Source organism: Vreelandella sp. H-I2, from assembly GCF_052959335.1.
The window spans coordinates 795,668-822,561 of record NZ_JBRAMC010000001.1 but is presented as its reverse complement, the minus strand read 5'-3'; the positions used below and the strand labels follow the sequence as shown (position 1 = coordinate 822,561).

Genomic DNA, 26,894 nt, shown 5'->3' with positions numbered 1-26,894 from the left:
GCAGCCCAATGGCTGCCCGTGCTGGCTGCTAACAACGGCGGCTGATTTACGACTCCACTACGCCGCAAGCCATACGAGGGCCACCACCGCCAAGGTGTGGTTCATCTTCGTAGGTATCGCCGCCTTCATGAATCATTAGCGCACGACCCGGCATATCGTCCATGCTCAGGCGCGGTGCCAAAACAGGTAGGTTAGCTTCGCCATCTTCATTGACGGTTAGCACGGGAAGATCCCCTAGATGGCCATCCCCATATGGGCCTTGGTGGGTGCCGGTATCTTCAGGGTCGTAGTGGCCGCCCGCAGACAGCGCAGCGGTCATTTCACCGTTGTCGTCTTCTGCAGGTTCACAGCTGGCATTTTGGTGTACGTGAAAACCGTAAACGCCGGGATTCATGTCACTGAGCGAGGGTGTCAGCAGCAAACCATGATCCGTCTGCTCAAGTGAAACGGTACCAATGGATTCTTCAACTCCCTCGGCGCTAACTTTATGCATCTCTACATCAAGCGTGTCATTGGCGTGCGCCGATGAAGCGGCGAACAGCAGCGAGGCAGCCATCGCAGTAACGGGGATTGTATAGCGCATATCGATCTCTCCTTCCTGATCCATGGAAACGCCGTAGCAGCGTTGCTCATTTAAGGTAGTTGCCACTGCGCCACTCTGCCAACTTACCCAGTGGATGACATCTCACTGCCCAGCCGCGACAATAGCGGGCTGTTTTTATAATGAACGACGTTTTTTTGTCGCCAGCTTTTACCAGGGAGTGTTATGACGCCACTCAACATCCTCTATCAGGATGAGCATCTCGTTGCGGTGCATAAGCCATCAGGGCTTCTGGTGCATCGCTCGGCATTGGCGCGTGGCGAAACCGAATTTTTGCTCCAGCGGCTGCGAGATCAGTTAGGTAAGCGGGTCTATCCCGTTCATCGGCTGGATAGGCCTACGTCGGGAGTGATTGTATTCGCGCTTTCCTCAACAGTCGCTGGCCTGCTTAGCGAGGTGTTCAGTGAGAGACAGGTAGAGAAACGCTACTTGGCGGTGGTGCGCGGTAAAGCGCCGGAAAGCGAGCGGTTGGATTACCCTCTTCGGGAAGAAGACGGCACGCGCCCCAAGGCTGAAATGCCTGCCATGCCCGCGATGACTGATGTTCGCCGCCTGGATAGCGTAGAGCTGCCTGTACAGGTGGACCGCTATCCGGTGGCGCGCTATTCGTTGGTGGAAGCGCGGCCGCTTACCGGGCGGCGCCACCAGATTCGCCGTCATCTGTCGCGGCGCGGTTACCCAATTATTGGCGATGCCAAGCACGGTAAAAGTGTTCACAACCGCTTTTTTGCCGAGCAGATGGGGGCGCCACGCTTACTGTTGGCAGCGACCCATTTGGCCTTTGATCATCCTGTGCTGGACAAGCGTGTACAATTAAGCTGCGCCTTGGACGACACCATGATCGCGCTGTTTAATCATCTTGGTTGGGCGGGGCACTTACCGCTGGATAGCGTGCGCACGCCACCCCATACCACGCCTTCAGCCCTCCAAGCATTGTGAGTCTGTTTTATGTCATTGAACGAGCCCTCAACCTCGCTTGCTACCGCCTCAGTTTCTAACGACCGTGTTTCTAGCGACTATGTTTCTAGCGACTATGTTTCTAGCGACTATGTTTCTAGCGACTATGATTTTCGCTTTGGCGGTATTCGCCGCCTGTACGGCCAGCGCGCTGCCACGGCGTTTCGCCATGCCCATGTAGTCGTAGTCGGGGTAGGCGGCGTGGGTAGTTGGACGGTAGAGGCGCTGGCTCGCTCGGGCCTTGGCAAACTCACGCTGATCGATCTGGACGATGTGTGTGTTTCCAACATCAATCGTCAGCTCCATGCGCTGGATGGCACTATTGGCCAGCCCAAGGTGGAGGTGCTCGCCGAGCGCTGCCGTCTGATCGCCCCCGAAATTGAGATTGTTGCGGATACCGCCTTCGTCACGCCAACCAACCTGGCCGAGCGTATCCCCGAGGACGCCGACCATGTGGTGGATGCCATTGACAGCGTGATCGCCAAAGCCGCGCTGATTGCCTGGTGTAAGCGGCACAAAATACCGATTACCGTCACCGGCGCGGCGGGCGGACAAACCGACCCGACGCGCATTCAAGTGGCGGATTTAACCCGTACGGAGCACGACCCGCTGCTCTCCAAAGTGCGCTCGCGGCTGCGTCGTGATTACGGTTTTTCCCGCAACCCCAAACGGCGCTTCTCGGTGGAATGCGTCTACTCCGACGAGCAGTTGGTTTACCCAAGCGGGGATGGAGAGGTATGCCTGCAAAAGCCCGGTACCGGTGATGCTACTCGCCTGGACTGTGCTTCGGGCTTTGGTGCGGCTACCTTTTTGACCGGCACCTTTGGCTTTGTGGCTGCCTCAAAAGTGCTTGAACGCCTTGCTAAAAAAGCTAACCAGCCAACCGCCAAAAACGGCACTTAAGAGGAGAGCCAATGACCGCCCCTATTCCCGGTATTTATCGCCATTACAAAGGTAATCTCTACGAAGTGCTCGGCACTGCCCAACACAGCGAAAGCGAAGAGCATGTAGTGGTCTATCGCGCCCTTTATGGTGAGTACGGCCTCTGGGTACGGCCGCTAGCGATGTTCACTGAAACAGTGACGAGAGAGGGCCACACCCAGCCGCGCTTTGCGCTGGAGAAAGCGTTTTAAGCCTGAGTTTCGTTAACAAGGATTGCTCATGTCCCCCTCATCACCCCAGCAAACGCTGAAAGCAGTATTCGGTTTTGATGACTTTCGCGGTGGCCAGCAGGCGGTGGTGTCTCGGGTGTTGGAGGGGCACTCCACGGCGGCGATTTTTGCCACCGGCGCGGGAAAATCCTTGTGCTATCAGCTCCCGGCGCTGCATTTGCCGCACTTAACCCTGGTGGTGTCACCGCTGCTGGCGTTGATGCAGGATCAACTCGCGTTTCTGACCCGCCACGGCGTAGCCGCGGCCAGCATTGATTCCACTCAGGATCGCGACACCATCCGGGATGTGATGGAGCGCGCCAAAAGTGGCGAGCTAAAAATCCTCATGGTGTCGGTGGAGAGGCTCAAAAACGAGCGTTTTCGCCACTTTCTACGTCAGGTTCAGATATCGCTTTTAGTGGTGGATGAAGCCCACTGTTTGTCTGAATGGGGGCATAACTTTCGCCCTGACTACCTCAAACTACCCGACTACCAGCGCGAGTTTGCCATCCCTCAGGTGCTACTGCTTACCGCTACGGCGACCCCCGCGGTGATCGCCGATATGGGTGAAAAGTTTGCCATTGCGCCGGAGAACGTCATCACCACCGGCTTTTACCGCTCCAATTTAGAACTGCTGGTGGCGCCTGCCATGAAGGATCGCCAGCAGCAGCTGATTAACTGGCTGAAGCCGCAGATGCAGCCGGGTAGCGAAGCGCCGACGATTATTTACGTCACCCTGCAACAGACGGCAGAGCAGGTAGCTCGCACGCTCGCCGCTCAGGTAATCAACGCCCAGGCCTACCACGCAGGGTTGGATGCACAGCGGCGGGATGAGATTCAGCGCCAGTTTATGGGCGGAGAGTCACCCTGCATTGTGGCAACTATTGCCTTTGGCATGGGCATCGATAAGGGCGATATTCGCAATGTGGTGCATTATGATCTGCCTAAATCCATCGAGAACTACAGCCAGGAGATTGGCCGGGCGGGACGCGATGGTCAGCCTTCTACCTGCCTGACCATGGCCGGACAAGATGGTTTGCGCGTACTGGAAAATTTCGTTTACGGCGATACCCCCGAGTTCGGCGGTATCGTTCACTTGCTAGAAGAGATCGCAGCGGCAGGTAAAACGCCGGACCATCAGTGGGAGGTGCTGCTTAATACGCTTTCCCGAGATACCAATATTCGCCCGCTGCCGCTAAAGACGCTGCTAGTGCGGTTGGAGATGCATGGCATTATCGCACCGCGCTTTGCATTTCTAGCCGAGTACCGGCTGCGCTACCACATTAAGCCGAGTGAGTTGGTAAATCGTTTTGAAGGCGAGCGGGCGGCCTTTGTTCATCTTATTGTCGATAATATCCCTATCGCTCGCACCTGGGGTACGGTGGATTTTGAGCGCTTGAACAAGGCAGGGCAGACACAACAGATTGATGCCTCCCGCGCTCGGGCCATCACGGCGCTTGAGTACTTTCAGAACAAAGGCTGGTTAACCCTGGAAGGCAAGCGGATGACCGACGTGTATGAGATTCGCCAGCCGGACTTTGCCGTTGAAACGCTAGCGAGCCAGTTATACGACGATTGCTTGATGCGGGAGCGCATTGAGATTGATCGGCTGCAGTCTATGCTAGCGCTGTTTGAATCAGAAACTTGCCTGACGCGACGGCTGGCTGAGCACTTTGGTGATGGCTCTTTTGGTAATAGCATGTTTGATGCGCTTCCCGATACCGAGCCGGGCCGCTGTGGGCACTGTTCGGTGTGTTACGGCCACCCCGTGCGATTGCCGGAAGCGTCCCCTGAGCCACCGCTGACGGCGGCCGAATTTCAGCGCTACGCCACGCCGCTGATGGAGCGCCATATCAAACAGCTTGGCCAACCGCCCAATGCCCAGCGACTCGCGCACTTTCTATGCGGTTTAACCATGCCGATCTTTACTCCGCTCAAAGCGCGAAGTCTGCACGGCTTCGCCGTCTTTGAGCAGCGCGCCTACCCAGAGGTGCGCCAGTGGGCGGAGGCAATGCTTGGAGAGTAAGGTCATGGCCCTGGCTATGTGACAACACCCCGATTAGTCGAGTAGCGCCGTAGGGGGTATCATCAGCTTTCCTCCCGTCACAATCGAGGACGGCGTGGCAAAGAGCCCGCAAGATTAAAAAATCTAGTCCATAAAAAAGTGTTTTAGGCTTAGACTAAGTGTAAGACTTGCCGTACCTTCCTAGCCAGAGAATAACCAAAGGGTGGGGCGCCAGGGTGCTAACGCTCGGAGCCATACCTCGTGAAGGGAATCGAAATGCTAGCTATTCAACCAACTGACAACAGCCAACAGCTCAGCTTGAGCGCAAACTTGCCCGACTTTATACGCGAAGGGCTTAATGACTGCTTCAATCTACCCACACTGCCGTCCGCCGCCATTAAAGTACTTGATGTAGCCCGTTCTCCAAATGCAAACGTAAAGGCCTATGCGGAAGCCATTCAAACAGATCCTATCTTAACCATGCGCTTATTGGCGCTGGCTAACAGCGCTTATTACGCTCGGCGCGCACCGACCATCCATACTTGCCGCGAAGCTGTGGCACGTGTTGGCCTAGACACCACCTTAGCCACCACGCTAAGTTTTAATTTATTCAAGCTGAAAGACCAAGCCGCCTACCTGCAGCGGGTATGGAGCCGTTCTTTAATTGCTGCTATTGCGGCGCGTTATCTGGCAGAGCAATTATGTCCTGGGCAAGCGGGGTTTGTATTCACTGCAGCACTGCTGCAAGACATTGGTGTATTGGCTCTAAAAGCGCTTTATCCAGAAGATGTCGAAGCTATATATGAGCCGCTACCAACGCATCACTCCGAGCTTATCCATTCAGAGCAACTGCAGTTTGGCTGCGATCACGCAACAGTAGGTGCTTGGTTAGCAGCAAAATGGGGCGTCCCCACCCATCTTGCCGAAGCGATTAGTACCAGTCATTCTGATTTTACTTTCGCCCCAATAGACTTATTCTGTGTGCGCATTTCAGGGCTTATCGCCGATGCTTGGCTTGCCCCTTCCCCCGCGCATTCATTGGTCAGCTTAATGCGCAAGCTAAAAAATCACGCAGAAGCTCAGCATATCGTGCTTGCCGAGCTGCTATCGACGATTGAAACACAGCTTCCCTCATTAGCAGACGTACTCGAAATCACAGCCCCAAAAAACCTTGATAGCGACGCTCTCATGGCTGAAGCGCAACACCTTTTGTTTCAACAAACATTGGCGTTGAATGCGCGCTTAGAGCAACAACAATCAGAACTAGCAAACCTGCTTAAGCGTCAAGACGAGTTAGAAGTCTGCAGTCGTATTGATCCATTAACAGGGCTGGCTAACCGTGGGTGGTTGGAAGAACAATTGAGTGAACACTTTACCCATTGCCGTGAAGAGGGACGAAATCTCTCGGTAGCGTTTATTGATTTAGACCATTTTAAAACGGTCAATGATCAATATGGACACTTGGTGGGCGACGTGATACTGGAAAACTTTGGAAAACTCATCAGAGAGCTTGTTCGGGATAGTGACCTCGCCGGACGTTTCGGGGGGGAAGAATTCATGATCATAATGCCTAATGAAGACGCCCATTCTGCTCAGCAGTTAGTAAAACAAATCTTACAGAAACTGGCTGAACAACCTATTGCCTATGTGGAAAATCAGCCCATCCATATCACCGTTTCTATTGGTATTGCTTGTCTGCACGACGGCGGCTTTGCCGATAGCCGAGAGCTTATGAACGCTGCCGACCAAACCATGTATTTCGTTAAACATAGTGGTCGCTGCGGTATTGCGATATATGGCCAGTAAAACTAATGAAAATTGTAAAGACATAAAGTTAATAGGTGCATAGTGAAGTTAATAGCTTACCATTTTAGAGAGAGGCCTCAGTCTCTCTGTTCATATGTGTGTCAGCCAGCGGGGGCAATGCTTGGGTGTTAGGTCAGAGCTGCTAAGGCCTGGAGGCTAGGCCAGCACCGCCGAGCTTAGCTTCTGAATTTAAAAAATTAACGCAGTAACTCAGCGGCGCTTCTTCCTGCCACCGCCCCCAGCACTACGGCACTCAGCAACCCGTTGCCGGAAAGGTAGCCACTGTCGTTGGAGCCGGAAACGCCGCGTGCAGCGCCGCCTGCGGCAAATAGGTTGGGCATCGCTTGGCCCTGGGTGCTGAGCACGCGAGCCTTGCAATTAACCTCTAGACCACCCTGGGTGTGAAACAGCGCACCGGTGACGCGAATGGCATAGTAGGGCGGCTTCAGCAGGTTGGTGGGCTCAAAGCGGCGGCCAAACGTATCCGCCGTTTGCTCTTCGGCATGCTTTTTCATCTCCGTTAGCATCGCCTGCAGCGCCGTTAGCGGCAGGCTTAAGCCAACCGCCATCTCTTCAAGGCTTGTAAAGCTGCGTACCGCGCCACTCTCCTGGGCGTTGCGGTAATCCTCAAATGCCTGAGCAGACTCGTGAATGCGGGCGTCATAAAGATTCCAGGCCACTTGCTCGGGCTGCGCCAGCACCTTGGCCGCCTGCTCGGAGTAGCCGCCGTGCTCGTTGGAAAAGCGCTCGCCCTTGATATTGGCCTGGATGCCCCCTTGCATCATCAGTGCCCAACTGATCAGCGTTTGGTGGGGCGTCGCCAGCGAGCCATGGCCCTGGCAGGCCCCCAAATCCTTGGTGCTCGCGCCCATTTCCTGGCCCCACAGCAAGGCATCACCCTGGTTCCCCTCGTGGCCGTAATAGAGTGCGTGTTTCAACGTTGGCAGGTAACGCTCTACCAGCTCGGGGTTGCCGCCATAACCGTTGCAGGCCAGAATCAGCGCGTCGCAGCCAATGCTTTCGCGGCTGCCGTCCGGGCGCTCGAGCGTGACGCCGCGCACTCGCTGCGTGTCGTCAACGTGCAAATCCACTACCCATGCCTGGGTAAGAATATCAATGCCCGCCGCTTCGGCAGCATTGAGCAGCGCGCCCATCAGCTCTTCTCCGGTGCGCCGTGGCGTGGCGTGCATACGCAGATAGCGGTGGCCGGGGTAGAGAAAGCCCTCGACGAGCTCAAAAGGCACGCCGTGCTGGTCCGCCAGCCACTCGATGGTTTGGCCGGATTGGCTGGCCAGCAGCTCGACAATGGCCGGGTCTGCCTCAAAGCCGTTTTTCTTCTGAATATCCTCCGCCATGGCTTCGGCAGAGTCGGTGACGCCCAACGCATGCTGAAAGCGCGTATTGGCCGCGGGAATAAAGCCCGACGACATCGCCGTGCTGCCACGAGGCAGGGCGTCGCGCTCTAAAACGGCAAGCTCAACGCCCGCTTCCTGGGCGGCCAGGGCCGCTACCAGCCCGCAGGCCCCCGCACCGATGATCAGCAGCGGCAGGTGAGCATCAAAACTGTCGTGTGTGTAGGAAATGATCGCCATTACGCCTGCTCCGCAGCTTGGTGGAAGGCATCCAAAATCTCACCCGCTGGGGCCTGCCACACCTCAGAGTGACCACTGATATGCGCTAGCACTTCTTCCAAGCAGGCAATGCGGTGGGGCTGACCCACCAGCCAGGGGTGCAGATTTAACGCAAACAGCCGCCCGCCCTGTTCCCGGGACTCTTCGAGCAGAAAATCAAAGGCGTCTGTTACCTGCATCACCCAGGCATCTTCCGAGTGTAGGTTTTGACTCATGACGAACTGGTCTTCGATCTCAGTGGCCAGCGGCAGCATAGTCAAACTGCCTGTCTTGGTTTCACAAGCATAAGGCATGTCGTCGTTCACCCAGTCGGCGCAGTACGCAATGCCGTTTTCCGCCAACAGGTCGGGGGTGTTAAAGCTCTGATGCTTGGCGGGGCTTAGCCAGCCGCGCACGGGTTGGCCGGTCACTCGCCGCAGCGTGTCCACTGAGCGTTTGACCAGCTCGGCCTCTTCTTCGATCGGCTGGCCGCCGTAGTGCAGGTGATCCATGTTCCAGCCATGGGCGATAAATTCACCGCCGTGCTCTTTCAAGCGCTGCACCAAATAGGGCGTCTGCTCCGCCAGTTGGGCGTTGATCGCAAATGTAGGCGTGATGTTGTACGCCGCCAGCGCTTTGAGTACGCGATAAATACCCACCCGGTTACCGTAATCCCGCAGCGAGAAGTGGCGCAGATCCGGGTAGGGCATGGTCATGCCGTTGGGCACCTTGAAGGGCTCGCCGCGCTGGTTGAGCGGGTAGAACTGCAGCGAAATATTGATCCACACCGCCAGGGTTTTACCCTCGGGCCAGGTGACCGGTGTACGTTCACTCAGCATCGACCACGCATAGCGTTCATGGTCATAGCCTTGGCGGCGTAAAGGGTAGTCGAGATAGTCATCATTAAGCGCCATAGCGTTACCCCTGTTTGCCTGCAGTGGCGGACTGGGCCGCCATGCTGTCGAGAGCGGCATCGTAATAGTGGGTCATGTAGTAGTCGGCGATCTCGCGCCCGGTGGCGACCCATACATCCGGGTGCCCAGTGATGTACTCCAATGCCTCTTCAAACGCCTTGATGCGGTGCGGGCAGCTCACCTGGTAGTTGTGAGTGGGAATGCACATCACGGTGCCGGACTCCGCGCCCTCTAAATACAGGCGGTCAAAGTGGCGCTTGAGCATGGTGGCGTACTGGCGCGGCTCTACTTTATTCACCGCGTAGACGATGGTGTCATTCATCTCCAGTGAGTAGGGCATGGAGATAAACCGCTTTCCTGAGCGGACGCTAATAGGCGTCGGTTGGTCGTCATGGAACAGGTCGCAGGTATAAAGCCCGCCCCGCTCGCCGAATAGCTCTTCACCTACTTCGGCAAATAGATCCAGGGTGCGCTCCGAGTGTGATAGCGCAGGCGCCAGATAACCCGCACAGGCCTGGCCAGTATGGCGATGAATGGTTTCCATACTGTCGCGGATCATCGCCCGCTCCTGGGCTTCATTCAAACCGTAGGTGTAGCGGGTGTTGTAAATGCCGTGGCTGAAGAACTCCCAGTCACGCTCTTTGCACATCTGGATAATTTCCGGGTGGTGCTCGCAGAGCGCCACGGAGAGTGATATCGAGCCACGAATGCCGTACTTATCCAACAGAGCCATTTGGCGTTGGTGGCCCACCCGATTGCCGTAATCGCGAATGCTGTAGCCGGGCACCGACGGGTGCGGGTGCGGCCACGGCTTGCGGCTCGGGTTCTGCGGCGGGTCGAGTTCGTAATACTCGATATTGGGTGCGACCCAGAAGGCCACCTTTGCCCCACCGGGCCAGGTGATCTTGGGGCGCTGGTCGTAGGCCCAGTAGTCGTAAACGCCGAGAGACTCTTTCATCGCTGGCTCCTCGCCTTATACATCGCCTTCAAGCCACGCCAGCACGTCAGCAACGGGCATGACATCGGCGTATTTGAGGTGCAGGTCGGTCAGGTTGGCGTAGTGGTAGCTTTCGTGTTTATCGGAGACGCACTCCATCGGGACGATAGTACGGTAGCCACGTGACAGGCTTTCCACGGCGGTAGCGCGAATACAGCCCGAAGTAGAGCCACCGGTAATGATCACCGTGTCGACTTGATGCCACACCAGCAGCGACTGGAGCGGCGTTTCAAAAAAAGCCGAAGGCATACGCTTGGTGTAGATCACATCGCGGCTACGGTCGATCTCGCAGCGCTCGTCGAACTCGGCGCGCTCAGAGCCATACTTGATATTTTGCAGCGAGTCAGGCGTATCGGTTCGGGTACCCCAAACCCCGGCGTCTTCGGCGGAGTCCAAAAAAGCGACATGGGTCCAGACCACCGGCCAGCCTTTCTCCCGAAAGCCGCGGGCCAGCTGGTTGGTGTACGCCAACTGCTTGGGGTCGGTTTCGTAGGCGGTTTTAAAGAGATCGGTACGGGTGTAGGCCTTTTGCGGGTCGACGTTCACCAGCACCGCTTTGTTGCCAAAGCCAAAGGGCACACGCTGAGGGTTGGCCATGACGTCGTTAAAAATCTCTTTTGCCGTTTTATCAGTGGTCTGCATGGTTGTCTCCTGAATTTGCTTATTTATAAATGATTGGCAAGAGTCGAGAAGCGAGCGTTAGCGATTGTCGTACTGCTCGCCAAGCTCCAGCATCGCCTGGGTGCCTAGGTATTCATTGAGCTGTTTGAAGTCGAGCATCTGGTCACGGAAGGCGTCGGTGGTGCCGTCCTGTTTCAGCGTGGCAAAGAAGCGACTGGCCATGTGGGTAATCGCCCGCACCAAGGCGCCAGGGAAAATCACCAGCGAGAAGCCCAGCGCTTCTAGCGCCTGAGCGCTCTGCAGGGGTGTGTCTCCCCCCTCGACCATATTGGCCATGATCGGCACCTTACCTTTGAACTGAGTCATGATCTTGCTGATATCTTCGTCGCTACGGATACCTTCGATAAACAGCATATCCACGCCCGCTTCATAATAGGCTTGGGCACGCTCGATGGCGTTGTCGGTGCCCTCCACGCCGAGTGCATCGGTACGGCCAATAATCAGCGTGCTATCGCTTTCACGAGCATCCAGGGCAGCATGCAATTTGCCGACCATTTCGCTTTTGGAAACCAATGTTTTACCGCGCAGGTGGCCGCAGCGCTTGGGGTAGGTTTGGTCTTCCAATTGAATGGCGTTGGCGCCTGAACGCTCCAGCAGACGTACGCTGCGCATCACGTTCATGGCATTGCCAAAGCCGGTGTCGCAATCCACCACCACGGAAAGGTTGGTGCGTTCGCGAATATGCGACATCGCGGTGCAAATTTCGGTAATGCTGAGAAGGCCAATGTCTGGCCGCCCGAGTTGGGTGTAGGCAAGGCTGGCACCGGAAAGGTAGACCGTATCAAAGCCCGCCTGCTCGGCAAGGGACGCGCCGAGTGCGTCAAATACGCCTGGAGCTACCACGATGGGGCTGTCGTGCAACTGCTGTTTAAGCTGGGCGGGTTGGTGTGTAGCGTGCTGTTGGCGTGTCATAACTATCTCGTCATTGTAAGGTAAGCGAAAGGTACGTTAAGCGTTAAGCGTTAGCAGTAGCTGTTTGCTCTAGCGGCAAGCGCCAGGTCATTCCAAACGTCCTGGCGGGTAATCAGGCCATCGGTTAATTCAAAACGGTCAATAAAGCGCACGCCGGTGGTTGCGCTGCCATCCAACCATCCCACCGCCAGTTCGCCATGGCAGACCACCACGTCGAAGGTGGGGGAAGTGTCATGACTTGGGTGGTGGCAGAGATCTATCGCATAAAGGGTTTTGCTTACTCGGCGATAGCGGGTTTGGGCCCATTCAACGACCTCGCTGAGATGCTGCATGGGGAGTGCACCGGGGAACTGCATCACCACATTGGCCGCAAGACAGCGCTCGGCACTGGCTAGATCGCGGGCTTCCATGGCGCTTAAAAAAGCGCGTACCTGCTCTACGTTGCGGTTTTCTGCATCAGACATCGTCGATTCTCTTATGCCAGTGGCTCACTGGCGGCATTGTAGTGAGCGATACTTAGGGGCGCTGATTCTGTAATAATGACTTTCTTGCGGCATTAATTGTGTTATTTACTGGCTATTGATATGTATTATATGTAATACATTTTTATGTCTATTATTATCCCTGCGTCAAGCCTGATATGAATTTTTTTGAATAACGTCCTGAGGAGAGGCATGGATGAATGAGGCACAACCCTCTGCGGTGGGTGGCACCAAATCACACCGGATTTACCTGCTGTTGAAAGACGCCATCTTGAGCGGGCGGCTACCTCCCGGCAGTAAACTGCCGGGGGAAAACAAGCTTGCGGAGCAGCACGGTGTGTCTCGGGTGACCGTGCGCCGCGCCATGGAAGCGCTGCAGACGACGGGGTTGGTGGCACGCAAGGCGGGAGTGGGCACCGTAGTGCTGACGCAACCTTTGGATGCCACGGTGATGACCGCCAGCGTGTCTAACCTGATGCCTAATATGGTCAAGATGAGCCAGGCCTCCCAGGTGCGGCTACTGGAGTTCGCTTATGTACTGCCGCCGGAAATGATCCGCGAGCAGTTGGGCATGGCGCAGGGTGGCAGAGTGCAGCGTTCAGTGCGGGTACGAATGGTCGATGATAAGCCATTCTCGCATCTGGTAACGCACGTGCCTGAATCCATCGCGTTGCACTACAACGAGATGGATTTAGCCAACACGCCGTTATTCGTACTGCTGGAGCGCAGTGGGGTAAAGGTAGACCATGCCTCCCAATCTATTTCCGCGACGCTTGCCAGCCATGAGGTTGCGGAAGCGTTGGAGGTGGCCGTTGGCTCACCGCTGATTTCGCTCACTCGTGTGGTGTATGACGAGCAAGGGCGCGGGGTGGAGCATCTCGATGCGCTCTACCGTCCGGATCGTTATCGCTTCCAGATCGACTTGGAACGAAACGGCGATGATAACTCTCGCTATTGGGAGCCGAAGGTAGGAGGAATGCCTGTCAGCGGGAAAGAAGGGTAACATGAGGATCTATTTTTTAATGTATTAAATTTAATACAGATTTAAAATTGTAAAAAATACATTTGACCTGTGTTGTTAAATTGCGCTAGTTGTATTGGGGTGGTGATGACAAGTCTAACGAAGGCCGAGGCAACGAGCGAAGACCATGAGTACCCCGACAACGCTGTTTGATAAAGTTTGGCGCGCCCATGAGGTTCACCGCAGTGATAGCGGTCAGAGCCTGCTGTGGGTTGACCGCCACTTTGTCCATGAAGGCTCCTTTCACGCCTTCAATAAACTCGCTGAACGCCAGTTGCCGGTGGCAAGGCCCGACCTGACCTTCGGGATCGCGGACCACTACGTACCGACGCTCGCCCGTGACCTAGCAGGCGTTGGCGACCCCAAGGTGCGCTCAATGATCGAGCAACTGAGCCACAATACCCAGCAACATGGGGTAACGCTATTTGGCCTGGACGACCCACGCCAGGGCATTGTGCATGTTTTAGGACCGGAACAGGGGCTGACGCAGCCAGGTGCCGTCATGGTATGTGGCGATAGTCACACGGCCACCCACGGCGCCTTTGGCAGCATTGCTTTTGGCATTGGTGCTTCCGAAGTCGCCCACGTGCTGGCCACGCAAACATTGTGGCAAAGCAAGCCTAAAGTGATGCGTATCACCGTTGAGGGCCAGTTGGCTGAAGGCATCACCGCCAAGGATGTCGCGCTCACCTGGATTGCCCGTTTGGGTGCGGATGGTGCACGTGGTTACGCCATTGAGTACGCTGGTGAGGCGATTCGCTCGCTCTCCATGGAAGCGCGTTTGACCCTATGCAATCTCTCCATCGAAGGCGGTGGCCGCTGCGGCATGATTGCGCCGGATCAAACCACCTTCGACTATTTGCGAGAGCGCCCCTGGAGCCCGAAAGGCGACGCCTTCGAACAAGCCTGCGCTTACTGGGCCACGTTGCACAGCGACCCGGATGCCAGCTTTGACTTGGAAGTAACGCTGCATGCCGATGAAATTGCGCCGACGGTTACCTGGGGCGTCTCGCCGGAAGAGGCACTGCCGATTGATCGTGCCGTGCCTGATCCCGACCAGTTGAGCGACCCGGCGAAAGCGCGCCAGGCGCGGGATAGCCTGGCCTATATGGGGCTAATGCCTGGCCAAAAGCTCACCGATATCACCATTGATCGGGTATTTATTGGCTCCTGCACCAACGCGCGTATCGAAGATCTGCGTGCTGCCGCTGCGGTGCTGGCTGGCCATAAAAGCCGCGTGCCCGGCATGGTCTCGCCCGGCTCTACGCTGGTGAAAACCCAGGCCGAGGCCGAAGGGCTGGACCGCATCTTTATCGATGCGGGGCTTGAGTGGCGTCACTCGGGCTGCTCCATGTGCGTGGGCATGAACGGTGATTTGGTGGCGAGCGGCGAACGCTGTGCTTCCACCACCAACCGCAACTTCAAAGGCCGCCAAGGGCCAGGCGCACGCACTCATTTGATGTCGCCCGCCATGGTGGCCGCTGCGGCACTACAGGGTCGGTTGGCGGATGTGCGCTCGCACTCTGTCAGCACCGACTCCCCCGTTCATGAGTCAGGAGCTCATTGATGCAACCGATCACTGTTCTGGAGACCTTGGGGGTTGCTCTTGCTGCCGCTAATGTGGACACCGATCAGCTTATTCCTGCGCGCTTTATGAAAGAGCCGCGTAGCGTAGGCTATGGCCAGTTTCTACTCTATGACGTTCGTCATGATGAACAGGGCAGGGCCAATCCTGATTTTATTCTGCATCGCCCCAGCGGGGAGAACGCTGAAGTGATGGTCAGTCGCCGCAACTTTGGCGCCGGTTCCTCCCGTGAAGCGGCGGTCTATGCCCTGGTCGATTACGGTTTTCGCTGCGTAGTGGCACCGAGTTTCGGCGATATTTTTGCCTCCAACGCCGTTAATAATGGCCTGCTGCCAGCGGTCGTGGAAGAGGATGACGCTGAGCGCTTGCTGGCAGCGCTTGACGACTCGCCTGCTGCCATATACGTCAATCTTGAGCAGCAGATTATCAGGGTCGCTGAGGTAGAGGTCAGCTTTATGATTAGCCCCGTGTGGCGAACCAAATTGCTCAATGGCTGGGATGATATTGATATGACGCGCCAACACGCCGACACCATTACCGCTTTCGCAGCACGCTACGCCGAGCAGTTTCCCTGGGTGGCGGCGCAGCCGCCAGTAAGCGCCCTTATAGGAAAAGGATAGTGGGGCAGTGTGCTAGACGTTAAACCCACCTCTATCCATAACAACAGTAAGCACGCTTGCAGCAGTCGTTTACAAGAATGACTTATAAAACGAAACAGCAACAATAAACGCGATAACGCAAACTACTTTCGTGCAGGAGACTAACGAATGAAAAAAGTAACCCTTACCGTGGGCATGCTCACCGCCTTAGCCACAACGCAGGCGCTGGCGCTTGATGAAATCAACGCTGTGCACGCGTTTCCGCCCTCGTTGATCTATACCCAGAGCTTTCTGGAGTTCGTCGACAAGGTGAACGAACGTGGTGAAGGGGTGGTGCAGATCAACGTGCGTGGCGGCCCTGAAGTGATCGGACTTTCCGAGCAGCCCGATGCAGTGCGTAACGGCGTCGTAGACATGGCTTACACCGCGGCAAGCTTTTACGCTGGCACCGTGCCGGAGCGCGATGCCATGGTGGCGTCTAACACCAACGCCATTTACGCCCGCGAAAATGGCGGTATCGACCTGCTCAACCAGATCCATCAGGAAAAGATGGGCACTTACTACTTGGGTTGGTTCGATAGTGGCGTTAGCTATAACTTCTACACTATTGAGGAACCCACCGTTGATGCCGACGGCAACCTGAGTGTGTCGGGCCTGCGCCTGCGCAGTAACCCGGTGTATGACGCCTTCTTCCAGGACTACCTGGGCGCCCAGCCGATCAGCCTGCCGACCACGGATGTTTATGCCGCTCTTGAGCGCAGTGTGGTCAATGCCACCGGCTGGACCCAAATTGGCTTGAAAGATCTCAACTGGGATCGCTTCCTGAATTATCGTGTAGACCCTGCGTTCTTCTCTACCGATATGGGTGTGATCGTCAATCTGAATAAATGGAACCAGCTCAGCGAAGAGTCGCAGCAAATTCTGCAAGAAGTTGCTATTGAGCATGAGCGTGAAAGCGCCGAGAAATTGGCTGAATTAGCCAAAGAGCAGCAGGCGCAGCTTGAGGCTGATGGGATGCAGGTAATCACGCTGGAAGGCGAAGCCGCTCAGCGCTTCTCCGAGGCGGCCCGTGATGCCACCTGGGAAAGGATGCGTAGTCAGATGGAGCGCCATCCAATGGGTCTTGAGCACTACGATACATTGATCGAAAAATTCAACGATCTATAGCAACGACGGGGCGCCGAGTGATCGAGCGCCCCCTTAGTGTGGCTAATTCTCAGGACTTTTTATGCGCTACGCACAACGCGGCTATTTGCTGCTGCTCAATGGCATGGCTTTGCTGGCCGCTATCATGCTGGTCTGGTTGATGGTGGCAGTGGTGCTCTCAGTGGTCATTCGCAACTTGGGGCTCCAACCGTCGGCATGGTTCTTTCTCTCCACTGAGTACGCCATGTTCTACCTCACGCTTTTGGGTGCGCCCTGGTTGGTGCGTCACAAGGGGCACGTGCACATTGAGCTGTTGACCTCCGTACTACCGCTGCCCGTGCTCAATATTCTTAGTCGAGGCGTTTCATTACTGTGTGTAGTGGTGTGCGGTGTTTTGGCGTGGAAGGGGCTGGATTTGGTGTTGCTCAATATTGAACGCACCGATTATGACGTTCGGGCTTTCTTCGTACCGAAATGGATACTGACCATTGTATTTCCCATCAGCTTTACGTTGATGGCGATTGAGTTTGGTCGCTTTGTCGTCGGCCATGAAATTCTTCACAGTGGCGAAGCGGGGATTAAAGAATAATGGAATGGTATTTTGCGCTCGCCTTTTTACTCTCGCTAATTCTGTTTTTTATGGCGATTGGTACGCCGATTGCCTTGGCTTTTTTAGCCGCCAATGTCATTGGCGCGTGGCACTTTATGGGAGGGCAAACGGGCATTCTACAAATGCTCAATAACGGCTTTGGTGCGCTCTCTAGCTTTAACTTGGTGCCCATACCGCTTTTTTTGCTGATGGGTGAACTGTTTTTCCGCACGGGTTTGGGCATGAAAATGTTCAATGCCGTCGACCAATTGATGGGCAAAGTGCCGGGGCGATTGTCTTACGTGACGGTGGTAGGCGGTACAGCATTCTCCACTTTGAGCGGTTCTTCCATGGGCTCCACCGCGCTGATGGGATCCTTGCTGGTACCGGAAATGGAGCGCCGGGGCTATAAGAAGAAAATGGCCATTGGTCCGATTCTGGGTACCGGCGGTTTGGCGATTATTATTCCGCCTTCCGCGCTGGCGGTGCTGCTGGCGACATTGGCAAAGGTAGATATCGGCGCCCTACTGATTGCCGGCATTCTACCGGGGCTGACGTTGGCAGGCTTCTATATTGTCACCATTTTTATTCAAACTAAGTTGGATCCGTTAGCTGCACCAAACTATGAGCTTGAACCGGTACCGCTGAAAGCCAAGCTAAAATTAATAGTGACGGATATCCTGCCCATGCTGAGTATCATGGTCATTATCGTGGCGCTCATGCTGATTGGTTTTGCTACGCCGTCAGAAGCCGCTGCCTTTGGCGCGCTAGGCGTGATTATTCTGGCGTTTATCTTCCGCTGCATGACCTGGGAAGCGTTCAAGCTTTCCGTCACCGGGGCACTGAAAGTCACCTTGATGGCTTATTTGATTGTGTTTGGTTCGGCCACGTTCAGTCAGTTGCTCGGTTTCTCCGGTGCATCGGGTGGGTTAATTGGCTGGGCTACCAGCTTTGATCTCTCCCCGATCCTAATGCTGCTGGCGATGTTTGCGGTGCTGTTGGTGCTAGGAACCTTTATGGAGCAGATCTCCATTATGATGCTTACCGTGCCGATCTTCTTTCCGCTGGCGCAGGCACTTGGCTTTGATTTGGTATGGTTCGGTATCGTCGTTTTGCTGGCACTGGAAATCAGCTTCTCCACGCCACCCCTTGGTCTGTTGCTATTCGTAATGAAAGGGGTAGCTCCCGCCGGTACCACTATGAGCGAAATCTACTCAGCCGCGATTCCCTACATTCTCTGTTCGATGTTACTGGTCGCCGTGTTGATAGTGTTCCCGGGTCTCGCTACTTGGTTGCCCAGTATGCTGCAGTAACCGCTCTGTACCGTGAGCAATGACCTCCTGTGTTATCAACGAGCAGGAGGTTTTTTTATACGATGATTTTTTCAATCATGGTGTGTTCTGAAACACATTAAGAAGCAGGCGAGAAGCTAGCGCCCTATTAAAAGATCGGTTTGGTTCCCGAATAAATACTTGACACGCTAAAGCTAGGTAGCTAATTTTAATAAAACCGTGGTCTGACCATCAGATGATGAGTCCATGCTGGCAAGCAATGAAGAGCAAAGAACTGATGAAAATTGAGCCCCTTGAAAAGAAAAGCTTGAGTGACGATGTTGTCGCAAAAATAAAGTCGATGATCGTCAGTGGTGAGCTCAAAGAAGGTGATCGCATCCCCAATGAGAGAGATCTTTGCGAACAATTTGGTGTGAGTCGAGCCTCGGTGCGTGAGGGATTAAAAATTCTTTCTCTGCAGGGCTTATTAAACCGGACAAATGCCGGCACTGTCATTACGACTAATTTTTCTTCAATTTTGGAAGAAACGCTTTCCTTAAAGATTCTATTAAATGATTGCAGCTATGAAGACGTGACAGAAGCGCGCATGTTTTTAGAACTAACCATGGTCGGTTTGGCAGCAAAGCGAATCGAAGATAATGACTTAAATATTATGGCCCAGCAATTAAAGCTTATGGTGCAAGCGGAAGCGGAAGACAATAACGATGACTATGTATTAGCGGATATTGCTTTTCACCAGCAAATTGCAAAAGCCTCCCAAAGTCGTGTATTAGCAAGCTTATATAATTCTATTATTACACTGGTTTTCCGTGCCCAGAAAAGCGTGGGGTACGATAAGCCGGTAATGAAAGAATCCATCAAGTTTCACGGTAAAATACTGGAGGCTCTAAAACAAAATAATGCTAATTTGGCAGAGCGGGAAATGCAACTCCATCTGCTGGATGTACAGGAAAGATTAAACCATTTAGTTAATAGAGAAATAATAAAAAAAGGAGTATGAAAAATGTATGTAAGGTATCGCGATAATAATAAAGTTTTCTGTGGGTTTTTAGAAAATGGTGAAATCATAAAAATTATTGGTGGCATGTTTGAGAACCATGAGTTTAGTAAAGAAACAATTCCTGTATCGTCGGTAAGGCTGCTGGCTCCATGCCAACCAACGAAGGTGATCTGCGTAGGGCTTAACTATTTGGACCATGCGAATGAAATGAAGGAGGAGCTTCCCAAAGCGCCATTATTATTCCTAAAACCGCCTACCACCGTCATCGGGAATGAGGATGATATCGTAGCGCCTGCCAACACAGGTCGACTGGATTATGAAGCTGAATTAGCTATCGTTGTTGGTAAGAAAGCTAAAAATATTTCTCCAAATGAAGCGGGCAATTATATTTTTGGTTATACCTGTGCTAATGACTTTACCGCTAGAGAAATTCAGCTAAGCGATAAGCAATGGACTCGGGGTAAATCTTTCGATACTTTTTGTCCTCTAGGTCCAGGTATAGTAAAAGAAATAAATAAAAATGATGCAAACATTCAGCTAACTGTTAATGGTGAAGTACGCCAAAGCTCTAACATAAACATGTTTATATTCGGTGTGGACGAGGTGGTGAGCTATATATCCCACTGCATGACGCTCCTCCCTGGAGATGTCATTCTCACCGGCACTCCCCACGGGGTGGGGCCCGTTAATGCGGGTGATGTGATGTCGGTAACAATCGATGGTATTGGCGCTCTAACTAACACACTGCGAATAGAATAGTTGCTTGAATAATTTAACTAAATGAGATTGCTTGTCAAATGGAGAAGTAATCCTCCGTCACTATAATAATGATAAGAGAGGTTGTAACGTGAGACTATCAGTTCTTATGACAGATACCATTTTCCCTGATACTTCGATAGAGCAAGGCGTGTTTAGCCAGGGAGGTGTCGACTTTAAATTAAGCCCCTCTAGCGATGCCGAGACACTTAGCGAGCTAGGCAAGACAGCGGACGCACTCCTTGTCGTTTATGCAAACGTAACTGCTCAGGTGATTGATAGCCTTGAGCGTTGCAAAATCATTGTTAAAGCTGGGATCGGTTATAACAACATCGATGTAGAGGCCGCCACAAAAAAAGGTATCATTGTCGCCAATGTTCCTGATTATTGCCAGGATGAAGTGGCAGATCATACGTTTAGCATGCTCTTGGCATTAGCCAGGAAAACCTGTTATTTACATAATCAAGTTGTAAAAGGCGTTTGGGACGCTAATCAAGGTAAACATGTACCTCAGCTTAAAGGTAAAACGCTAGGGTTATTGGGGTGCGGCGCTATTGGACAGCAGGTAGCGGCACGCGCAAAGCCATTTGGCTTGAAGGTAATCGGCTTTGATCCCTATAGTTCACCCAAAAGCCTTGCCAAATTCCAAATTGAAAATATAACCAACTTCGATGTATTCCTCAGTGAGGTCGATTTCCTATCATTACATCTACCGCTAACAGAAAAGACAAAGCATATCATCAATAAAGCATCGTTAGCGAAGGTGAAGAAAACCGCTTTTGTGATTAACACTGCCCGAGGAGGCCTTATCGAAGAAAACGATCTTTACAACGCTATCCTAGAAGGGAGTCTTGCCGGGGCTGCCCTGGACGTACTCGAACAAGAACCACCGCGTGCTGTACCTAAGCTATCCCAGCTTGATAATGTCATTATTACGCCTCATACCGCTTTTTTATCTCAAGACTCTGTATCAGAACTTAGAAAGAAAGCCTCTCAGGAAATCGCCAGAACGCTCACTTCCGGCACTCCCAATAATCCCGTCAATAACCCAAATAACAAAAGCTAAAAGAAGGATAAAAAGATGAAAACTAAAATAAAAAACAATGTCGTTATGCATGTGATAGCCATCAGTGCCATCTGTGCAGTACTGCCGCTAACCGCATTCTCTCAATCTACTATCAACATCAAAATGGCCCATAACGGTAATACCAACCCAGAAGATCCACAAAACGTTGGTGTTCAGGCGTTTAAAGAAATGGTGGAAGAACGTTCTAATGGTGATATCAGCGTGCAAATTTACCCCGCTGGCCAGTTAGGGGATGCCCGTACAATCGTTGAAGGTATCCAATTAGGCACTATTGAAATGGCAGACGTTGAAAACGGCCCTATGGGCGGTTTCGTACCAGAAGCCATGCTGTGGGACCTTCCTTTTATCTTTCGCAATATTGATCATGCCCATAAGGTATTAGATGGCGAAATTGGCCAGGCCGTACAGGAAAAGTACACAGACGTAGGGATTCGCCACTTGGCATACAATGATGGAGGATTTAGGTACTTCACTAATGACCAGCGGCCTATCCATTCTATGGAAGACCTTGAGGATCTCAAAATCCGCGTTATGGAAAGTGAAGTAATGATCAATACCATAAACGCGTTTGGCGCCTCAGCTGTGCCTATGTCTTTTGGCGAACTCTACACTGCCTTACAGCAAGGCGTTGTCGACGGCCAGGAGAACCCAATGAACCTGATTTATAGTCAGCGCTTCTATGAAGTTCAAGATTACCTTTCACTTAGCGAACACTTCTATTACCCCCGCCAGTACATTGCTGCTGAAAGCTGGTGGCAAACGCTTGATGAAGAGCATCAAGAAATCCTTGCCCAAGCGGCGGTAGAGGCCAGCAATATCCAGCGGGACTCTCTCGTTGAATATGAATTAAAGATGCGTAGTGTTCTCGAAGAAAACGGGATGCAGATTAACGATGTAGAAAAAGACGCTTTTATCGAGGCCGCGTTTGAAGAAATCTACCCAAGCTTCTATGCCACGCTGGGTAGCGGTGATGCTTCACGGGGAGAAGCGCTAATTAGAGCCATTATGGAAACCGAGTGAACCACTGCGCCGGAGCGAAAAGTTTAATGCTCCGGCGCTGCTTTCTCACAATTATTATAATGAAAGGGGGCAGTGGTGATTAATAAGAAACAACTTTCTTTAGTGCGCCACTTGGATAGGCTAATTAAGATCAGCCTCGTTGCCATGATGATTACCATCGCTATGCTGACATTCTACCAGGTCATAATGCGTTATGGTTTCAACCAATCCAGCTCTTGGAGTGAAGAAGCGATACGCTTCACCTTTATCTGGAGTAGCTTTCTTGGTGTTGCCATGGGAGTACGCGAAAAATCCCATATCGGTATTAGCATCTTGGTTGAACTGTTTAACCAGAAAGTGCAACGGGTCGTAGAAGTAGTGGGGTATCTCGCCATTATGGCATTTTCTGGTTATCTCATTTACTACGGATGGAAAGTGGTTATAGCCACAAGTGCCCAAACGTCACCAGCGCTGGGTGTGCCCATGAGTTGGATCTACATGTCGATTCCCGTCATGGCTTGTTTAATATTTTTCTACAGTTTTATCGAAATTATTAATATAAAAAATACTTAAAATAATCTTTTAGAGGTTATGACATGCTAACGGTTCTCCTCACTTTTCTTGTGATCTGCTTTATGATCAATATACCTATCGGCTTTGCAATGGGTATTGCAGCATTAGCGAGCCTGGTGGCCAGTGGAATGATGCCGATAGAAATGCTACCGCAACGCATGGTAGCCGGTATTAATTCATTTCCACTGCTGGCAATTCCTCTTTTCATGATGGCTGGGGCGATTATGGAGCGAGGAGGAATATCCAAAAGAATTGTTGAGCTAGCCAGCGCTTTGGTGGGGCATTTCAAAGGAGGACTCGCAGCGGTTTCGGTCATGGCTTGTACCTTCTTCGCTTCGATTTCCGGCTCTGCTCCCGGCACAGCCGCCGCAGTAGGAGAGCTCACCATTCCTGAAATGGTGAAACGTGGTTATTCAGTCTCCTACGCCTCGGCTGTCGTCGCCTCAGCGTCGTGCTTAGGGGTCGTTATCCCACCCAGTATTACTTTTATTCTTTTTGGAATCGTGGCCGATGTGTCTATCGGGAAATTATTCATTGCTGGAATTTTACCTGGCGCGCTGTTGGCCATCGCGTTAATCGCTATCAGCATTTTACGTTCCCATCAGCTAGGTTACCCAGCAGAAAAAAAGCAGAGCTGGCAGCAGCGATGGCAGAAGTTACTGCATGCTTTTTGGGGTATTTTGATGCCAGTTATCATCCTTGGCGGCATCATGTCGGGGGCCTTTACCCCCACGGAATCAGCCGGTATTGCGGTGGTATACGGCTTATTTGTCAGCATGTTCATTTACAAGGAGCTTCACTGGAGAGACCTCGTTCCGGTTTTTTATAAAGCGTCTTTAAACTCGGCAATGATTGTGCTTCTTATCGCTGTAGCAAGCCCTTTTGGATGGATCATGATTATTGAGCAGGTTCCGCAGATGGCCTCTAGTGCAATCCTTGGGCTATCAACGAACGTTTATCTCATTCTTTTGCTGATGATCCTGTTGTATTTAATACTTGGAACGTTTATGGAAACAGGCGCGATCATCTTGTTAGTAGTGCCCATATTTACACCCATCGCCCAGCAATTAGGTATTGATATGGTGCATTTTGGTGTTATCACCGTGGTGGCTTTGGCCATTGGCATGGCGACGCCCCCGGTGGGCATTACCCTTTTTGCTACCTGTAGTATTTCCGGCGTTTCAATTGGTCAGTTATCTCGTATGGTAGTGCCGTTCTTGCTGGCTTTGATTGCCTGTTTGTTACTACTCGCCTTTGTGCCCGCTATATCGACTTTTCTACCGAGCCTAATGTTTTAACTACCGGGCGGGGACGGCATTAGCTGTGTTTCTTGGTCATTGCGTTGCTCAGTAGGAGCTCACTGCAGGGATGAAAAGATATCCCGCAGTGAGTTCAACGCATAAGGGCTAGTCAATCCTCACTCCCAAGCAGGGAACGGGTCGGGTAGTTGTTTCCACGCCTCCATACCTTCCAGCAGTTCGTCCTCGATCAGCAGGCAATTATCCAGCGCTTCGCACATTCTGGCTTGATCGAGGTTTTGACCGATAAACACCAGCTCCTGGCGCATATCGCCAAACGGCTCCTGCCACTTCTCCATAATAAATTGGCGTGTTTCGGGATCGGTTGGCCAATGCTCTTCGGGAATGGCTTTCCAGAACACACCTGCGGGGCCGTGATGGGCGATGCCGCCTGCCTGGCTCCACTGACCGGCAGCTTGTGGGCGGGTCGCGAGCCAGAAAAAGCCCTTCGAGCGTAGCAGGCCTTTACCAAACCACTCCTGGTTAAGTAGATCGTGAAATTTATGCGGATGGAAAGGCCGACGGGCGTGATAGGCAAAACTGCCAATCCCGTACTCTTCGGTTTCAGGGACATGCTCGCCGCGCATTTCTTTAAGCCAGCCAGGCGCCAACTGGGCGCGCTCAAAATTGAACTTGCCGGTATCCAGCACCTTTTTGAGCGGGACGCCGCCTTGGGTAATAGGTACTAGTTCCGCGTCGGGGTTAAGTGAACGCAGTATAGCTTTTAAAGCCTCCAGCTCTTTTTCACTGATTAAGTCGGTCTTACTGATCAGCAGCACATCGCAAAACTCGATTTGATCGACCAGTAGATCGGCGACGTTGCGCTCATCGTCTTCACCCAAGCTTTCGCCCGTTTCCGTCAAGCTTTGCGCTTCGCGGTACTGGTCAAGAAAATTGGCGCCATCCACAACGGTCACTAAGGTATCCAACCGAGCGACACGAGAGAGGCTCTGGCCATTTTCGTCTTCAAAGGTGAATGTTTCTGCGACAGGCAGCGGCTCGGAAATGCCGGTGGACTCAATCACTAAGTAATCGAACTTGCCTTCCCGGGCCAACTGGCTGACTTCGATCAGTAAGTCCTCGCGCAAGGTGCAGCAAATGCAGCCGTTGCTCATTTCTACCAAGCGCTCTTCAGAGCGGTTAAGGGCCACATCGCTATCCAGCGTCGATTCGCCTGGACCGCCGCGAACCAGGGCGGCGTCGATATTCACTTCGCTCATATCGTTCACGATCACCGCCACCCGACGGCCTTCACGGTTGGCGAGAATATGATTGAGCACGGTAGTTTTACCTGCGCCCAGGAAACCCGAGAGCACGGTGACGGGTAGGGGAGAAAACGCAGTCATTGCTAGCATGCCTCTTAACTCGTTTATGTTATGTAATAATATAACAATAAAGTCTGTTGAGAGATAGGCTTGTTTAAAGGACGGCAGGTTTCGTTATGTATCTGCGAGAGAAAACCAGCGCAGCGCATCAATCACGATGAAAACCGCCAAGCTTACACCCAGCACTGGTAGCGCCACGCCCAGCGCGATAACGAAGAATAGCACGCTTATTTTGGCCGTGAGCGGGAGCATCAGCCAGGGCTCAGTCATCGTAGGAAAGCGTTGACCATTTACGGTGCGTAGTCGCCGCCAAGCCATTACATAACCCCACCCTATCAGCGTGACAAGCCCGGCAGCGATCAAAGCGAGTACTGCTTGATTAGCGAGACCAAACAGGACTCCCATGTGCAGGTCAATTCCCCAGCGGGTGAACTTGGCGGCTAGTGGGAAGGTATCGAAATCAGTTTGATTGATGACGGCCATGGTGCGCGGATGCAGCGCGACCTGGTCCACCTGGGTAGGCCAGCGCCGATCGATTTCCGCTACTCGCCACGCTTGGTTTTCACTCATTGGTGGCGTGAGTTGAAGACGATTGGCCGATAGTCCCGCTGCTCGTGCAGCCTTTAGTGCACGATCAAAGTCATTGGGCATAACCGCCATGAGGGCTGAAACAGAGAATGTATGGCCGTGATGTTCTGCATGTTCATCATGAGCTTGGTTGTCGGCATCGATAAGCGCTGTTGAGACGCTAGGGGTGCCCCAGCCCCAGAGGTGGCGCAGTTCAGCAATATTACCGCCTGCCCACTTGGACCATGTCAGCCCCGTTGCCGAAAAAAACAGCAGCCCCAGCGCCAATATCAATCCTAACGTTGCGTGGCGTCGGCGTATGGCGTGAGCACCAGAAAGCGTTTTCAACGTGCGCTGCCGCCAAGCCCATAGCACTACGCCACCTAACGCGGCAAGCCAAAGCCATGAGGCGGCTAGTTCACTATAAAGGCGGCCTATATCACCCATTAACCACTGGCGGTGAAAGTGATCAATCGCTGTGCGTAGCGGTAAAATACCGCTGGTGCCATAAACGGTCGTGTCGCCAGTTACTTGCAGTGTAATCGGGTCCACAAATATCCCCCGGTGCTCAGAAGGACCTAAGCTTGGATCGCTATACATCAGCCGGGTAGTGTCGCCGAGTGCTGGCGCGGGGCGCACTGCACTCGGTAACAGCGGATCGTCAAGATAGCGTTGAGCAGCGGCAATTTGCGCAGCCAGGGGGTGTGGCTCACCCTCGGTAACCCCGTAAAGCGTATCGTGATAGAGCCACTCTTCAAGTGGCGGGCTAAGTAGATAGGCTATTCCCGACAGCGCAGCGATGAGGATAAAAGGGCCAATAAAAAGACCAATATACAAGTGCAGGCGGCTAAGCAGGGTAAAAAGCAGTTTGCCGGTACGGGTAGAGGGACGGGCTGTCATTCGCTGAATCCGAGTGGTATCGGTAAAATAGTGAGCCAGCT

At 53.1% G+C, this 26,894-nt stretch carries 26 protein-coding genes; 17 read left to right on the top strand and 9 right to left on the bottom strand.

Annotation, left to right across the window (positions count from 1 at the left end; translation table 11 throughout):
• Positions 1-46 precede the first annotated feature (46 nt).
• Complete coding sequence (sodC, locus tag ACUVOF_RS03915) at positions 47-583, bottom strand: superoxide dismutase [Cu-Zn] SodC (protein ID WP_447043233.1); 537 nt, start codon at positions 581-583, stop codon at positions 47-49.
• 183 nt (positions 584-766) lie between these two features.
• On the opposite strand from sodC, the gene ACUVOF_RS03910 reads away from it, so the two are divergent.
• The 5 genes from ACUVOF_RS03910 to ACUVOF_RS03890 all read left to right on the top strand — a co-directional run bounded on the left by ACUVOF_RS03910 (position 767) and on the right by ACUVOF_RS03890 (position 6,520).
• Complete coding sequence (locus ACUVOF_RS03910) at positions 767-1,540, top strand: pseudouridine synthase (RefSeq protein ID WP_447043115.1); 774 nt, start codon at positions 767-769, stop codon at positions 1,538-1,540.
• A gap of 9 nt (positions 1,541-1,549) precedes the next feature.
• Positions 1,550-2,461, top strand: coding sequence for a tRNA cyclic N6-threonylcarbamoyladenosine(37) synthase TcdA (tcdA, locus tag ACUVOF_RS03905; protein ID WP_447043114.1), 912 nt, complete (start codon positions 1,550-1,552; stop codon positions 2,459-2,461).
• 11 nt (positions 2,462-2,472) lie between these two features.
• Positions 2,473-2,691 carry a DUF1653 domain-containing protein gene (locus ACUVOF_RS03900; RefSeq protein ID WP_447043113.1) on the top strand — a complete coding sequence of 73 codons (219 nt, stop codon included), beginning with the start codon at positions 2,473-2,475 and terminating at the stop codon, positions 2,689-2,691.
• A 28-nt stretch (positions 2,692-2,719) separates the two neighbouring features.
• Complete coding sequence (locus ACUVOF_RS03895) at positions 2,720-4,735, top strand: RecQ family ATP-dependent DNA helicase (protein WP_447043112.1); 2,016 nt, start codon at positions 2,720-2,722, stop codon at positions 4,733-4,735.
• A gap of 255 nt (positions 4,736-4,990) precedes the next feature.
• On the top strand, positions 4,991-6,520 hold the full coding sequence (locus tag ACUVOF_RS03890) for a sensor domain-containing diguanylate cyclase (protein ID WP_447043111.1): 1,530 nt from the start codon (positions 4,991-4,993) through the stop codon (positions 6,518-6,520).
• Between the two features lie 197 nt (positions 6,521-6,717).
• On the opposite strand, the gene ACUVOF_RS03885 is transcribed toward ACUVOF_RS03890, so the two are convergent.
• Genes ACUVOF_RS03885 through ACUVOF_RS03860 form a run of 6 tightly spaced genes read right to left on the bottom strand, consistent with a single transcriptional unit; the run spans position 6,718 to position 12,098 of the window.
• Complete coding sequence (locus ACUVOF_RS03885) at positions 6,718-8,112, bottom strand: FAD-dependent oxidoreductase (RefSeq protein WP_447043110.1); 1,395 nt, start codon at positions 8,110-8,112, stop codon at positions 6,718-6,720.
• Positions 8,112-9,044, bottom strand: a complete 933-nt coding sequence (locus ACUVOF_RS03880; protein WP_447043109.1) for a polysaccharide deacetylase family protein — start codon at positions 9,042-9,044, stop codon at positions 8,112-8,114. Before ACUVOF_RS03880 ends, ACUVOF_RS03885 begins: the two co-directional genes overlap by 1 nt.
• Positions 9,045-9,048: 4 nt before the next feature.
• Positions 9,049-10,002, bottom strand: a complete 954-nt coding sequence (locus ACUVOF_RS03875; protein ID WP_447043108.1) for a polysaccharide deacetylase family protein — start codon at positions 10,000-10,002, stop codon at positions 9,049-9,051.
• A 15-nt stretch (positions 10,003-10,017) separates the two neighbouring features.
• Positions 10,018-10,683 carry an isochorismatase family protein gene (locus ACUVOF_RS03870; protein ID WP_447043107.1) on the bottom strand — a complete coding sequence of 222 codons (666 nt, stop codon included), beginning with the start codon at positions 10,681-10,683 and terminating at the stop codon, positions 10,018-10,020.
• 57 nt (positions 10,684-10,740) lie between these two features.
• Positions 10,741-11,634, bottom strand: a complete 894-nt coding sequence (locus ACUVOF_RS03865) for an isocitrate lyase/PEP mutase family protein (RefSeq protein ID WP_447043106.1) — start codon at positions 11,632-11,634, stop codon at positions 10,741-10,743.
• A 50-nt stretch (positions 11,635-11,684) separates the two neighbouring features.
• On the bottom strand, positions 11,685-12,098 hold the full coding sequence (locus tag ACUVOF_RS03860) for a nuclear transport factor 2 family protein (RefSeq protein ID WP_447043105.1): 414 nt from the start codon (positions 12,096-12,098) through the stop codon (positions 11,685-11,687).
• 214 nt (positions 12,099-12,312) lie between these two features.
• Here ACUVOF_RS03860 and ACUVOF_RS03855 point away from each other — a divergent pair, with 214 nt between their 5' ends.
• From ACUVOF_RS03855 to ACUVOF_RS03800, 12 genes are all read left to right on the top strand, one after another.
• Positions 12,313-13,119: a GntR family transcriptional regulator gene (locus ACUVOF_RS03855; RefSeq protein WP_447043104.1), complete on the top strand. Its 807-nt coding sequence runs from the start codon at positions 12,313-12,315 to the stop codon at positions 13,117-13,119.
• A 145-nt stretch (positions 13,120-13,264) separates the two neighbouring features.
• Positions 13,265-14,704, top strand: a complete 1,440-nt coding sequence (gene leuC, locus ACUVOF_RS03850) for a 3-isopropylmalate dehydratase large subunit (RefSeq protein ID WP_447043103.1) — start codon at positions 13,265-13,267, stop codon at positions 14,702-14,704.
• Positions 14,704-15,342, top strand: a complete 639-nt coding sequence (leuD, locus tag ACUVOF_RS03845; protein ID WP_447043102.1) for a 3-isopropylmalate dehydratase small subunit — start codon at positions 14,704-14,706, stop codon at positions 15,340-15,342. Before leuC ends, leuD begins: the two co-directional genes overlap by 1 nt.
• Before the next feature lie 147 nt (positions 15,343-15,489).
• The gene (gene dctP, locus ACUVOF_RS03840) at positions 15,490-16,488 is read left to right on the top strand and encodes a TRAP transporter substrate-binding protein DctP (RefSeq protein WP_447043101.1); all 999 of its coding nucleotides are present in this window, start codon (positions 15,490-15,492) and stop codon (positions 16,486-16,488) included.
• Between the two features lie 61 nt (positions 16,489-16,549).
• Positions 16,550-17,056 carry a TRAP transporter small permease gene (locus ACUVOF_RS03835; RefSeq protein WP_445530929.1) on the top strand — a complete coding sequence of 169 codons (507 nt, stop codon included), beginning with the start codon at positions 16,550-16,552 and terminating at the stop codon, positions 17,054-17,056.
• Positions 17,056-18,369 (top strand): TRAP transporter large permease, encoded by a 1,314-nt coding sequence (locus ACUVOF_RS03830; RefSeq protein WP_447043100.1) that lies wholly within the window; start codon positions 17,056-17,058, stop codon positions 18,367-18,369. Before ACUVOF_RS03835 ends, ACUVOF_RS03830 begins: the two co-directional genes overlap by 1 nt.
• 238 nt (positions 18,370-18,607) lie before the next feature.
• Positions 18,608-19,348 carry a FadR/GntR family transcriptional regulator gene (locus ACUVOF_RS03825; protein WP_447043099.1) on the top strand — a complete coding sequence of 247 codons (741 nt, stop codon included), beginning with the start codon at positions 18,608-18,610 and terminating at the stop codon, positions 19,346-19,348.
• A gap of 3 nt (positions 19,349-19,351) precedes the next feature.
• A complete protein-coding gene (locus ACUVOF_RS03820; protein ID WP_447043098.1) occupies positions 19,352-20,107 on the top strand; it encodes a fumarylacetoacetate hydrolase family protein in 756 nt (251 codons plus the stop codon).
• A gap of 106 nt (positions 20,108-20,213) precedes the next feature.
• Positions 20,214-21,170 (top strand): C-terminal binding protein, encoded by a 957-nt coding sequence (locus ACUVOF_RS03815; RefSeq protein ID WP_447043097.1) that lies wholly within the window; start codon positions 20,214-20,216, stop codon positions 21,168-21,170.
• A 15-nt stretch (positions 21,171-21,185) separates the two neighbouring features.
• Entirely contained in the window at positions 21,186-22,211 is a 1,026-nt protein-coding gene (locus ACUVOF_RS03810) for a DctP family TRAP transporter solute-binding subunit (RefSeq protein WP_447043096.1), read from the top strand.
• Positions 22,212-22,286: 75 nt separating this feature from the next.
• The gene (locus ACUVOF_RS03805) at positions 22,287-22,763 is read left to right on the top strand and encodes a TRAP transporter small permease (RefSeq protein WP_447043095.1); all 477 of its coding nucleotides are present in this window, start codon (positions 22,287-22,289) and stop codon (positions 22,761-22,763) included.
• Positions 22,764-22,786: 23 nt separating this feature from the next.
• On the top strand, positions 22,787-24,061 hold the full coding sequence (locus tag ACUVOF_RS03800) for a TRAP transporter large permease (RefSeq protein ID WP_447043094.1): 1,275 nt from the start codon (positions 22,787-22,789) through the stop codon (positions 24,059-24,061).
• A 119-nt stretch (positions 24,062-24,180) separates the two neighbouring features.
• Here ACUVOF_RS03800 and zigA read toward each other — a convergent pair whose 3' ends face one another.
• Both zigA and ACUVOF_RS03790 read right to left on the bottom strand, forming a co-directional pair.
• Positions 24,181-25,407, bottom strand: a complete 1,227-nt coding sequence (gene zigA / locus ACUVOF_RS03795; RefSeq protein ID WP_447043232.1) for a zinc metallochaperone GTPase ZigA — start codon at positions 25,405-25,407, stop codon at positions 24,181-24,183.
• Between the two features lie 93 nt (positions 25,408-25,500).
• On the bottom strand, positions 25,501-26,853 hold the full coding sequence (locus tag ACUVOF_RS03790) for a PepSY-associated TM helix domain-containing protein (RefSeq protein ID WP_447043093.1): 1,353 nt from the start codon (positions 26,851-26,853) through the stop codon (positions 25,501-25,503).
• Positions 26,854-26,894 lie beyond the last annotated feature (41 nt).

Bases quoted from the DNA above. Each gene is read 5' to 3' on its own strand.
- ACUVOF_RS03855 (WP_447043104.1), top strand. From the start codon at position 12,313: ATGAATGAGGCACAACCCTCTGCGGTGGGTGGCACCAAATCACACCGG.
- ACUVOF_RS03810 (WP_447043096.1), top strand. From the start codon at position 21,186: ATGAAAACTAAAATAAAAAACAATGTCGTTATGCATGTGATAGCCATC.
- ACUVOF_RS03815 (WP_447043097.1), top strand. From the start codon at position 20,214: ATGACAGATACCATTTTCCCTGATACTTCGATAGAGCAAGGCGTGTTT.
- ACUVOF_RS03880 (WP_447043109.1), bottom strand. From the start codon at position 9,044: ATGGCGCTTAATGATGACTATCTCGACTACCCTTTACGCCGCCAAGGC.
- dctP (WP_447043101.1), top strand. From the start codon at position 15,490: ATGAAAAAAGTAACCCTTACCGTGGGCATGCTCACCGCCTTAGCCACA.
- ACUVOF_RS03860 (WP_447043105.1), bottom strand. From the start codon at position 12,098: ATGTCTGATGCAGAAAACCGCAACGTAGAGCAGGTACGCGCTTTTTTA.
- ACUVOF_RS03830 (WP_447043100.1), top strand. From the start codon at position 17,056: ATGGAATGGTATTTTGCGCTCGCCTTTTTACTCTCGCTAATTCTGTTT.
- sodC (WP_447043233.1), bottom strand. From the start codon at position 583: ATGCGCTATACAATCCCCGTTACTGCGATGGCTGCCTCGCTGCTGTTC.
- ACUVOF_RS03870 (WP_447043107.1), bottom strand. From the start codon at position 10,683: ATGCAGACCACTGATAAAACGGCAAAAGAGATTTTTAACGACGTCATG.
- ACUVOF_RS03910 (WP_447043115.1), top strand. From the start codon at position 767: ATGACGCCACTCAACATCCTCTATCAGGATGAGCATCTCGTTGCGGTG.
- leuC (WP_447043103.1), top strand. From the start codon at position 13,265: ATGAGTACCCCGACAACGCTGTTTGATAAAGTTTGGCGCGCCCATGAG.
- ACUVOF_RS03790 (WP_447043093.1), bottom strand. From the start codon at position 26,853: ATGACAGCCCGTCCCTCTACCCGTACCGGCAAACTGCTTTTTACCCTG.
- ACUVOF_RS03825 (WP_447043099.1), top strand. From the start codon at position 18,608: ATGAAGAGCAAAGAACTGATGAAAATTGAGCCCCTTGAAAAGAAAAGC.
- zigA (WP_447043232.1), bottom strand. From the start codon at position 25,407: ATGACTGCGTTTTCTCCCCTACCCGTCACCGTGCTCTCGGGTTTCCTG.
- ACUVOF_RS03895 (WP_447043112.1), top strand. From the start codon at position 2,720: ATGTCCCCCTCATCACCCCAGCAAACGCTGAAAGCAGTATTCGGTTTT.
- ACUVOF_RS03900 (WP_447043113.1), top strand. From the start codon at position 2,473: ATGACCGCCCCTATTCCCGGTATTTATCGCCATTACAAAGGTAATCTC.
- tcdA (WP_447043114.1), top strand. From the start codon at position 1,550: ATGTCATTGAACGAGCCCTCAACCTCGCTTGCTACCGCCTCAGTTTCT.
- leuD (WP_447043102.1), top strand. From the start codon at position 14,704: ATGCAACCGATCACTGTTCTGGAGACCTTGGGGGTTGCTCTTGCTGCC.
- ACUVOF_RS03865 (WP_447043106.1), bottom strand. From the start codon at position 11,634: ATGACACGCCAACAGCACGCTACACACCAACCCGCCCAGCTTAAACAG.
- ACUVOF_RS03885 (WP_447043110.1), bottom strand. From the start codon at position 8,112: ATGGCGATCATTTCCTACACACACGACAGTTTTGATGCTCACCTGCCG.
- ACUVOF_RS03820 (WP_447043098.1), top strand. From the start codon at position 19,352: ATGTATGTAAGGTATCGCGATAATAATAAAGTTTTCTGTGGGTTTTTA.
- ACUVOF_RS03875 (WP_447043108.1), bottom strand. From the start codon at position 10,002: ATGAAAGAGTCTCTCGGCGTTTACGACTACTGGGCCTACGACCAGCGC.
- ACUVOF_RS03800 (WP_447043094.1), top strand. From the start codon at position 22,787: ATGCTAACGGTTCTCCTCACTTTTCTTGTGATCTGCTTTATGATCAAT.
- ACUVOF_RS03890 (WP_447043111.1), top strand. From the start codon at position 4,991: ATGCTAGCTATTCAACCAACTGACAACAGCCAACAGCTCAGCTTGAGC.
- ACUVOF_RS03835 (WP_445530929.1), top strand. From the start codon at position 16,550: ATGCGCTACGCACAACGCGGCTATTTGCTGCTGCTCAATGGCATGGCT.